The sequence below is a fragment of the Bartonella sp. B1099 genome, from assembly GCF_944801835.1.
In the GTDB taxonomy this organism is placed as follows: domain Bacteria; phylum Pseudomonadota; class Alphaproteobacteria; order Rhizobiales; family Rhizobiaceae; genus Bartonella.
The window spans coordinates 496037-506536 of record NZ_CALYLN010000002.1; the positions used below are offsets into that span (position 1 = coordinate 496037).

11 protein-coding genes are annotated in these 10500 nt (G+C 34.8%); 6 read left to right on the forward strand and 5 right to left on the reverse strand.

Annotated features, from left to right (window positions below):
• Positions 1-242: 242 nt before the first annotated feature.
• Positions 243-482 (forward strand): hypothetical protein, encoded by a 240-nt coding sequence (locus NNJ73_RS08590; RefSeq protein ID WP_254493680.1) that lies wholly within the window; start codon positions 243-245, stop codon positions 480-482.
• A gap of 343 nt (positions 483-825) precedes the next feature.
• On the opposite strand, the gene NNJ73_RS08595 is transcribed toward NNJ73_RS08590, so the two are convergent.
• The 4 genes from NNJ73_RS08595 to NNJ73_RS08610 form a co-directional block, all read right to left on the reverse strand.
• Positions 826-1710 carry an outer membrane protein gene (locus NNJ73_RS08595; protein WP_254493681.1) on the reverse strand — a complete coding sequence of 295 codons (885 nt, stop codon included), beginning with the start codon at positions 1708-1710 and terminating at the stop codon, positions 826-828.
• Between the two features lie 629 nt (positions 1711-2339).
• Positions 2340-3182, reverse strand: coding sequence for an outer membrane protein (locus NNJ73_RS08600; protein ID WP_254493682.1), 843 nt, complete (start codon positions 3180-3182; stop codon positions 2340-2342).
• 335 nt (positions 3183-3517) lie between these two features.
• Positions 3518-4351 (reverse strand): outer membrane protein, encoded by an 834-nt coding sequence (locus tag NNJ73_RS08605; RefSeq protein WP_254493683.1) that lies wholly within the window; start codon positions 4349-4351, stop codon positions 3518-3520.
• A gap of 1530 nt (positions 4352-5881) precedes the next feature.
• Positions 5882-6208: a hypothetical protein gene (locus NNJ73_RS08610; protein WP_254493684.1), complete on the reverse strand. Its 327-nt coding sequence runs from the start codon at positions 6206-6208 to the stop codon at positions 5882-5884.
• 705 nt (positions 6209-6913) lie between these two features.
• Here NNJ73_RS08610 and NNJ73_RS08615 point away from each other — a divergent pair.
• The 3 genes from NNJ73_RS08615 (at position 6914) to NNJ73_RS10045 (ending at position 8712) form a co-directional block, all read left to right on the forward strand.
• Complete coding sequence (locus tag NNJ73_RS08615) at positions 6914-8074, forward strand: site-specific integrase (RefSeq protein WP_254493685.1); 1161 nt, start codon at positions 6914-6916, stop codon at positions 8072-8074.
• Positions 8075-8288: 214 nt separating this feature from the next.
• On the forward strand, positions 8289-8489 hold the full coding sequence (locus NNJ73_RS08620; protein ID WP_015856732.1) for an AlpA family transcriptional regulator: 201 nt from the start codon (positions 8289-8291) through the stop codon (positions 8487-8489).
• A gap of 100 nt (positions 8490-8589) precedes the next feature.
• The gene (locus tag NNJ73_RS10045) at positions 8590-8712 is read left to right on the forward strand and encodes a hypothetical protein (RefSeq protein ID WP_256478072.1); all 123 of its coding nucleotides are present in this window, start codon (positions 8590-8592) and stop codon (positions 8710-8712) included.
• A 23-nt stretch (positions 8713-8735) separates the two neighbouring features.
• Here NNJ73_RS10045 and NNJ73_RS08625 read toward each other — a convergent pair whose 3' ends face one another.
• Positions 8736-9008 (reverse strand): hypothetical protein, encoded by a 273-nt coding sequence (locus tag NNJ73_RS08625; RefSeq protein WP_254493453.1) that lies wholly within the window; start codon positions 9006-9008, stop codon positions 8736-8738.
• A 143-nt stretch (positions 9009-9151) separates the two neighbouring features.
• Here NNJ73_RS08625 and NNJ73_RS08630 point away from each other — a divergent pair, with 143 nt between their 5' ends.
• Positions 9152-9457: a hypothetical protein gene (locus NNJ73_RS08630; RefSeq protein ID WP_012231625.1), complete on the forward strand. Its 306-nt coding sequence runs from the start codon at positions 9152-9154 to the stop codon at positions 9455-9457.
• A 94-nt stretch (positions 9458-9551) separates the two neighbouring features.
• Positions 9552-9974, forward strand: a complete 423-nt coding sequence (locus tag NNJ73_RS08635; protein WP_254493495.1) for a hypothetical protein — start codon at positions 9552-9554, stop codon at positions 9972-9974.
• Positions 9975-10500: the final 526 nt, after the last annotated feature.

Genomic DNA, 10500 nt, shown 5'->3' on the forward strand with positions numbered 1-10500 from the left:
ATAGGGAAATTGCGCATGAAATAAAGAAACAATAATGATAAATTCATAATTAGCTACTATAGCAAAGAATATGTTTTTTCTTATAACGAACTTCAAAAAATTATGATGAAAACTTGTATTGGTAATAAAAATGCTGAAACTCTCTCTTGAAGAGATTTGCTATTTTTCTTTTTATTGCCAATACGTACGACTTCAATCTTCTAACGAAAGAAATCTATAAGCTCTCCCCCAAAAGCGGTGGCATGATCCCTTTCGTCTCTATCGACAGATGGGGTAAGATCATTAAGTCTAAACCTGAACTTGATAGTATAACCTTTCTAAATTTACCAAAAAGACAGAGTGAACTCATTCTGATGTACAATAGCAATGTTCCATACCAAGCAATTGATAAGAAATATATTATGGTTGGTATTGAGCGTCGTAAAGAAACACCAGAAATAGCTAGAAACTTTCTGAAAGATCTTAATGGATTTTTTAATTAGGCATGATTTATGAGCGCAATATTATAAGTTTAAATGAAGAAACTCTGTCGTAAAAAATAATATAATTATAAAAAATAAAGAATAATCCAAAATAAAATCGCTGCATAATTTCACTTCATATAAGAAATTACAGGTTATCAACACCGATAAAATGTTGAACTTACAGCGTAATTATTATCTATCATTTATGAAATTTTTTAAGAAAATCTGAAGAATATCTTTTTATATCCGCAAGTAAAATATAGAGTGTGTGATAATATAGTAATAGAAAAAAGTAGAGGCTCTATCTTTAATAGAGCCTCTAAGAGGTTTATTTTGTATTTCTAATTTCATTTTTATGAAATTAGAATTTGTATGCAACGCCAACACGGAAGTCATTGGTTTTGTAATTGAATTCACGTGTATCGTTTGCGAATTTCTTTTTACCAAAATCAGAATAACGGTATTCTGCACGCAACAGAACGTTGTCTGTCATTGCGAAGTCAACACCACCACCAATAGTGAAACCAACCATTGTCTTCGTGTCATCAGCCCAAGTACCACCCATCAAATCTACAGTTTGCTTATTCTCTTCTGGCAACTTTTCATCCCCATCAGCTTTCTGCTCAACTTTAGCTCTCTCTCCTTTTCCAGCAACGGATTGGATACCCTGCACTTGCGCATAGGCAATACCCCCAGCAACATAAGGCATAATGCGGTCAACAGCAGCAAAACCGATACGAACGCGGGTAGCACCAGACCATTTTTCTTTGTAACTGTGCGTTTCCGTTACTTGGTCATCTTTTATAAATTTTTGCTGTCCTGTTAGTTCAACCTTAGCTTTTGTAAGGGCATCATTAAAAAATGTTGCATCTTTTTCAGTAAGAGTCGATTCACGAGCTGTTTTTGATTCTCCACGGTCTGCCCAAACAGCATCGGTTTCAACACCAAGAATAAGGCCACTTCCAAGGTCTACGTTAGATCCTGCATAAATACCCCCCATGAAACCAGAAGGACTTGGTGTGTTATCTTTTTTGAAAAGCTCTCTGTCTTCTCCTGGAATAGTTATTTTGGTTTTACTCGAAAAATTGCCGATTTGACCACCCAGATAAAAACCTGTCCAAGAGAATGATGGGGCTGTAACCACTGCTGGTGCAACTTCATGAGGAATTATAACATCAGCTGCATTTGCTGCAGAAACTGAAATCAACGTGACAACAGAAGTTGCCATTAAAAATTTTATATTCATAATTTTGCTCCTAAATTCACTATAAATGATTTTACAAGGTTACAGAGCAAAAATCTGTAGTAAAAACATCACAATTACAAATAAAAAGCCCAGAAAACAGCGGTTTTATCAAAGATAAAAATTTCTTGGAAATTTAATTTTTTATTAATACTTTGTATTCATAATTGCCATTTTGATGAAATTAGAACTTGTAAGAGCTCCAACACGAAAGTCATTGATTTTGTAGCCTAGTCTAAGATAGTCCTTTGCAAATTGCTTCTTACAAAAATCTGAGTGACAGTTTGTGTATGCATCAAAACATTGTCTGTCATTGCAAAGTTAATGCCACCACCTACAATGTTGTAACAAACTATCGTCATCGTTTCAGTGATTCATATTCTTCTTTAAAGACAGTGTAGACTAATCCGGTCTAAAAATATTCCTGTGATTCATGTGAAAATGTCTCCTATGTCGAGGTGACTCTAGAGGCAAGCTCTACTCAAGAATATTCATCTCACATAAACACCTCATGTGGGAAGTTTTATATGCACCTATCGCTCTTAATGCTAGAGTTTTTACAATATAATAAGATAAAGGCCTCGTTAAACGAGACCTTTATATTTTTTGTATTAATTACGTTATTTACGAAATTAGAACTTGTATGCAACACCTACGCGGAAATCGTTGGTTTTGTATTGAAGTTCCTCAGTGTCGTTAAAGTATTTCTTTTTACCGTAGTCTGAGTAACGGTATTCAGCACGTAACAGAACATTGTCTGTCATTGCAAAGTCAACACCAGCACCAAGGGTGAAACCAACGAGGGTCTTTGTTTCATCATATACGTTACCAGAAGCAACAACCTTACCAGGATTTTTATCTGCAGGCAACAATCTATCTTTTTTCACTTCAAGTGCTGAGATGCCTTGCATCTGCGTATAGGCAACACCCCCAGCGATATAAGGCATGATACGATCAGCAGCAAAACCAATGCGAACGCGGGTAGCACCAGACCACTTTTCTTTCATAGTAATACTTTCGACGTATTCATCCCCATTTTCAACTGCTAGACCATCGTTCCTTTTGATCTTAGCATCATCGAGGAGTTTATTAATCGTGTCAAGATTTTTATTAAGTACACCTCCAACATACTTTGTAAGGGAGTTAATTGTGTCTTTTTTACCAATAAAAGAGACATCTGTATCCAAGCCGAAGATTACACCATTGCCGAGATCAACATTGTAACCTGTGTATAGGCCGCCGAGCATACCGGAAAGCTTAAGATCGTGATAACCTAAAGTGCTAGAACCATTGTCAGTTTTCATTGAACGACCACCAATCTGAGCACCAAGATAAAAACCTGTCCAAGAATAGGCAGGGGCTGCTGTGATAACTGCTGGGGCTGTTTCACGAGGGACAATAACATCAGCAGCTTGTGCCGCAGAAGCTGTAGCTATAGCGATAACAGAAGTTGTTACTAAAGATTTTATATTCATAAACTTTGCTCCTAATTTATTATGAGCACAGTGCTACAAGATAACACGCAGAAAAGCTGTAGTAAAAATGACACAGTCACAGGAAATGGAGAGTTTGCCGAAGATAAAATTACTTCATAATTTCGTTTTGTACGAGAAACCACAAACTGCGTATGCAAATAACTCATTGATTTTAAATGTGATTTTTGTTTGTTGTTTATAAAATTTTTTTAATAAAATCTTAATAATGCTTTTCCACATCTACTATAAAATATATAATGTGTGATAATATAGCAACAGAAAATAATAGGGCTCTATCAGAGATAGAGCCTCTTTGTTATTTAATTTACCATCTGTTAGAATTTGTAAGCAACACCAACACGGAAATCATTGGTTTTGTAAGAAGTTTCATATTTATCATTTGAGAATTTCTTTTTACCAAAATCGGAGTAACGATATTCCGCACGGACGATAATATTATTGGTCATGGCCAAATCAACACCCGCACCAAGGGTGTAGCCAACAAGGGTCTTTGTTTCATCAGACAGAGTACCAGAAGCTATGATTTTGTCTGAATTTTTGTCTGTTATTGAAATCGATGCAGTATCTTGGAGCTGTGTATAGGCAATACCACCAGCAACATAAGGCATAATGCGTTCAGCAGCAAAACCAATACGCACACGCGTCGCACCAGCCCACTTTTCTTTAAAAGTGAAACTGTGTGTTCGTTTAAAACCCTTTTCGAGTGCATTTTCACCAATATTAATTGCAGCGTTTTTTAACATCTTGTTAATATAATTGATGTGACCTTGGTCAATAACATATGTTTTTCCTGTCTTTGTGTCATCTTTATTAGACCACATGATATCTGTATCGACACCTAAAATAAGGCCGTTGCCGAGATCAATATTGGAACCCGCGTAAAGACCACCCATAAAACCAGATAGCTTAGGTAAATAATCATCACTTACTGGAATCTTTTGTCCTTTAGCAAGAATATCCATCTTCGTTTTACCCGAAAAACCACCAATCTGCCCACCAAAGTAAAAGCCTGTCCAAGAAAAAGTTGGGGCAACAATAACGGGAGCAACCGGTGTTGGACTCGGGGGAACAATAACATCTGCTGCTTGCGCCGCTGAAACTGAAACAAAAGCGAAAGCAGAAGCTGTTATTAACCATTTCATATTCATATTTTCTCTCCATAGCTGAATATTTATTTGAACACGTCATGTCATATAGAGCCCAAACTTCAGATATCTGTAGCAAAAATGATACACTCATAAAAAAAATAAAAATCCAATCAAAGTGCCCTTAATTGCTTGATCTGTAGTCAATGAGAATGAAACGATGCCCATGCACAAATGAGTATCTTTCGTCACATTTTTCTTCTTTATGAATTTTTCAAAAAAACTATGGCATCCCCCATGTAGGACATCTTTTATTAGCTATGGAAAGATAGCCTATTGATTATAATGAAAAAATTATCTTTTCCTCTGTAATATTGAAGATACTCTCATCTTAAATCATTTTATTTAAAGTAGCCCAAATCATCCACCTCCACGTACAAGCGAACACGTGTGGATAAAATCATTTCAGCAAAAACTAAAAATGGCTTCTTATGAGAGCTTTTAATATCAAGGACAGCGAGAAAACTATTACGATCTTGAGAACAAGCCAAATGCAACTGTGCCATTTAAATTCATACAAATAAATTTATACAAACAATGTGTTTAGTTCATTATTTGTAAGACCAAATGCGCATAGCTCTTTGATTGTTTTTTACTGTAAAAATGTGTATCGCACATAAACAAAGTTTCGAATACTTCATGGATTGCAACAAGATCACATTCAATTTACCTGCTCTTTGTTTTTACTTTAAGCATTTATTGTTTTTGAAAGATTGACCATTTTTTATCTCAACCTTATAGAAATTCTTTTTTCAAAGCTTCAGCCTTCTTTGTCGGTGCTCAATTTCATACTCTTTATAAACTAAATTGAAAAAAACAATTCATAAACATTGAAACTTATATAAAAGCTCTCCCTCAAGCTGAAAAAATGAGAAATCGTTCTTAAAGTTTTCAAACAAAACCTTGCTTTAAAAATCATGAATTTGGCAGAAAAGCTCTTTGATATTTTAAATCACAGATAAATAAAGAATATTTTATCTCTAGTCGAAACCTGCCAACAAAAATTAAAAGTTTAATATTAATAAAGCTTTTTTACACTTCACGACAGCTCTCCTCCTCGACTTTGAGAAAGAGTCTTCATCAGATCCTGTATGCAAACAGCTAAGATTCTTGTCAAACGGGTTTTTCTTAGTTTCCTACTCATGTGATTGACTTAACTCAAGGATTTATGGACCAAGTCCTACTCTTGATCTACCTAGTCTCCTAAAAACACTTAAATAAAAGAGATCTCTCTGTCTTATTATAACCAAACCTCAAATGAGAGGATTTGCGACATAGACATAATAAAGTAATCTAAATCCACACGTTATATAATTTCATAAAATTTTTGACGAAAAAACACCACAATACAACATATTCTTTCACCGAAGTCTCCCTACCCCTATCTTTTGCGAACAGTACCATTCATGAACCATGTGGATAATCATAATACCCTTCGCAAAAAAATAGCTCCCTGTTTTTAAATGATAAAAAATACCTCCCTTCTTCAACACCCGAGCATAGTTACGACTCTTAATGTTATTGTTTTATTTTTTAATAACTCATTGGACCTCGTGACAATCTTGGACGTCCTTTTTTATTTGGTTTTTTTTGAGGACTATGACCTCTTTTTTTACCAAAATGAGATACAGGTACTAACTTAGCAGCCGTTATGCATTCACTGCTATTTGTGCAAGAAAGTTCCATCTGAACAACTTCAGATAAGATCTTATTCAACTGCTCTCTAGAAAAAAGATCTTTAGGAGGAACAACAGCAGATATGCCCTCTATTAACTTGTGAGAAGACAAAAAGCCCGCCCCTTGAGCAAAAGAGATTGAAGAAAAAGTAGCAAAAGCTGTAATAAAATATTTTATGTTCATAAATTTAACCTCGTAGAAATATTCATAATGGATTTTACATAGTGCCTTCATTGCCAATTTCCAGAAAAAATAGCATGTTTATAGATAAAAAGTGAAAATCCTCAAAAAACAAAGCTTTAGAGCATTTTAATTTTAAAATAAATGCAAATTACCCTGTACGGCCAACATAGAAATCACTTGTCTTACAATGAATAAAAGCACGAAGTATCGTCTGGGAACGATAGACAACACTAGCTTCATATTAACATATTGATTTATAAGTATAATTTATCATTCCCGCTATTGAATAAGTCCTCTTAGTATCACAAGCTTATCCCATTTCAAATTTGTTCATGGTACAATTAAGCTAAGTTATTCGCCCCATACCATAAATGAAGTTGATATATGGATAAAACTCTTGAAAAAGGTGTTTTTTCTTATGAATCCCTTTAAACGCAAAAGTAATTATAACATTTTGACTTGAACAAAAGCATGCTTTTGCTAACTTGTTTCTAGATATCATTCTTTGTATTGTTCAGTATAATCGTGGTCAATTTTTATACCTTACGCTTATCAACATGTTGATTTATAATGATAATATAGCGTTATTTATATTAAATTAGCCCCCCGAAACCATAAAACTCTCTCATGTTTTTAACCAAAACCATTTATTATTTGCACATTACAAGTAGGCATGCTTACATGGAGTGAAACTGTACAATAAAAATGGCTCTTATGAACCGTCTTAATGCAAGATCTGTCGCAACATTGGGAGCTGGCAAATATAATGATGGTGCCGGCTTGTTACTCCATAAGCGTAAAGATGGAGGTGCTCAATGGCTTTATCGTTATACTATTCACGGACGCCGTCGTGAAATGGGCTTGGGTGCGTTGCGAAATGTTTCTTTAAAAAAAGCGCGTGAATTGGCAACGGGGTGGCGTTCTATTCTTCGTGAGGGTCGTGCCCCCATTAAGGAACGTGAAAAACAAAAGCGTGAGGCAATAAGTAATCTCCATTATTTAAAAGATATCGCGTTGGATGCTTTTGAAAGTCGTAAAGCTGAATTAAAGGATGATGGAAAAGATGGAAACTGGTTTTCACCTTTAAAACTTCATATTCTCCCTAAATTAGGCTGTTTACCCGTTTCAGAAATTACGCAAACAGAGATACGCAATGTTCTTGCTCCCATATGGCATACAAAAACTGGAGTTGCTTATAGAGCTCTTATTCGTCTTAATATGTGTCTTAAACATGCGGCTGCATTAGGATTGGATGTTGATTTACAAGCAACAGAAAAAGCGCGTGCTCTTTTAGGTAAACAACGTCATAAAACCACTAATAGACCAGCCATGGATTGGAAAGAGGTTCCGGTTTTTTATAAAACACTTTGTCAAAAAACAACAATGACACAACTGGCTTTGCGTTTGCTTATTCTGACAGGGGTTCGTACTTTTCCTTTATGTCATATTCATAAAGATCAAGTTGAGGGGGATATATGGACTATCCCTGCTGAAAATATGAAAGGAAGGCGGGATGCTACAACAGAATTTCGCGTCCCTTTATCTTCTGAAGCATTAGAAATTCTTAAACAAGCGCGCCTGCTTTCTCGCAATGATTTCTTTTTTTCTGCTAGAGGTCGTGGTCCCCTTGCTGATAAGTGTATGTCAAAATATATGAAAAAAATTGGACTTGAAGCTTGCCCGCATGGATTTCGCTCTAGTTTACGCAATTGGCTCGCTGAAACAACCGATGCCCCCTATGAGGTCGCTGAAACCATTCTAAGTCATACGGTTGGGGGTAAAGTAGAGCGTGCCTATCGTCGTACTGATTATTTAGAACAGCGCCGTGTCTATATGGATACATGGGCGGCATATGTTGCGGGTTAATCTTAAGATATGAGGTGCAACCCCATAATCTGTGGATAACTTTATCTCTCCCTTCTCTCATTCTTTCTCAATAAGATTCATAAATTATAACATTAGAAATTATATAATAAAATACTGTTTTCTATAAACTAAATACCTTTCAAATGATGCAAAAATATAGTTAATAAATACTTATGATTTGTTCTCATTTTTTAATATTTGAAAGGATTTTACTGTGATAGAAAATGATATTCTTTTAACAGACCGTGAAAGTGCAAAACTGCTTCATATGAGTGTCTCAACTTTCCGCCGTCATGTGACCAATGGCTCTTTACCAAAACCTTTAAAATTTGGTTTTTTATCCCGTTGGTTACAATCGGATCTTTTGAATGTTATCGAACAAGCAAAACAGCAACGTCAAAGTGATGCGGCATAAAAAAACCTTGTCACATAAGGATGGACAAGGCTTTTCATTTTCACACGATGATTATGGATAGCAGAGTCCGTCCTATGATGCAATCATTATAGGATCAAAAATGTCTTCTTATATAAATGCTTGGGGCATCACAAATGCCTTGCATGGGGTTTGGTATGGGCGTTATGGACTTGCCCGTTGTCCAGCCCATGATGATCAATTGCCTAGCTTATTCATTGAATAAATTAGCGTATCTTATAAACTATGCTAATTAGCAGCTTTAAAGTTTTCTAAAATATTAAAAGAAAAATCCGCTATGTGAGAAAACTTAGGTGTCAATAACAATTCCCCTGCTCTGTTCTTTCGATTAAAGTACCAAGCTTTATATTTGCACCACTCTTTTCTTCTATTGATAGTTTCTCTTTCAATATGGAGTGGAACAAAACCATTTTTGTTAGCATATTCTAACAATCCCAAGTTTTTGATTGTCTGTATCTTGTTATCATAAGAAACACGTAAACGAACGTAAAATTTTGTCATGTTCAATAAAAAATGATTAAAGATAAAAGCAGATATCTTATTTTCATTTCAAACAACAAATTGAAAAATTCATAGGAAATTTGATTGATCAGATTTAACCATTAGATTAATATTTCAAGACAAATTACAGAAAGGAATTTCCTATGCAAAAGAAATTACCCAAAAGTTATATGACAGATGCTGAACGTGAAGAATTACGAGCAGGAGGTCTCCCTCAAAACAGTATCTATATGGTTGAAGCAGAAGCAGCTTCCAAGGCGAATGATAGCAAAACAACGTGGGAGTGGTTAGCAATGGCTGAATATCCAGCACATGCACTTCTACATCTTAGACATCAACGTGGAGCACAGTTTATTCGTGATATGGGGTTTTCTACAAAGAATGCTGATGAGGAATATGGTCCAGACTGGTTAGATAAAGGGGTTGTAATAGGAGGTCATCATTTCTGATAAATTAGAAAAACTTTTTTTACAACAAAGTGTACTAGTACAAGATCTTGAAAAGACATTAGTATCTCAAAAATTACATAATGTACGAAGTGATTTGTGTGATTATATTCGTAATGTTGATAAAAATAGTGATTTACTATTGCTTATTGATACGGAAAGTGACTTTATAAAGGATGATTTGCTTCGGTATGCTAATAGTAAAGCTATGGTCAGTAGTCTTGAAACAGCATTAATTGAAATAGGTGTTGTTAAGGATCACATAAAACTAGTTTCCAATCCTGAGAAATATGATGCGATAAATAGGGGGCATAGTCTATCAAAACACCGAAAAGGCGGATTACCTTATGATGAAGCTCGGAAAGCAATGGCATCTCATTATGCAAGGCTTGGAAATCTGGACAAAGCACGTTTAACAGACATTGAAAAATCGATTATTGATGTGCGAAGAGAAAATATCAAGGCAATGCAAAAACTCTACGAAAAGATGCAAGCCAAAGCGATTGGTATAGATTTCTAACTCAATAGCCTACTCATAACAAAGCTTTTTACATTAATTTATTCACACATCTTTAAAAGTAATAGCTAAATGAAAATATCCCTGCTGGATGTTAATCATCCTAATTTCTTTCTCTATCCAATCAAAAAACTTCATTTCTCATTTTCTTAGTTCTATTTGTATTCTTCATAGCAATATTTAGCTAGGTCTAAAGTCATCTTTGTATATGTCAAATTCGTATTCAAAATATAATTGTGGATCTCTTAAATTAATTGAAAATATATTCATTATTGTTTGAAATACATTTTCATCACTAACAGAAAAACTAAAAAGTTTTCTTCATTATGAAAATCTGAAATGGTTAATGTTATTTCTTTTTTGTTTTTTCCTTTAATAGAAAGCTATAAAGAGAGATACTCACTCAAAAAGCTTACAATCGCATGTTTTAAAAATGCCTAAGACTATAGCAAGCCTTGCGTTGATTTTTGAACTTCTTGATAGTGGTCGTTTTGAAATTGGACTCTATGCCATCACAACAGCATTGTGT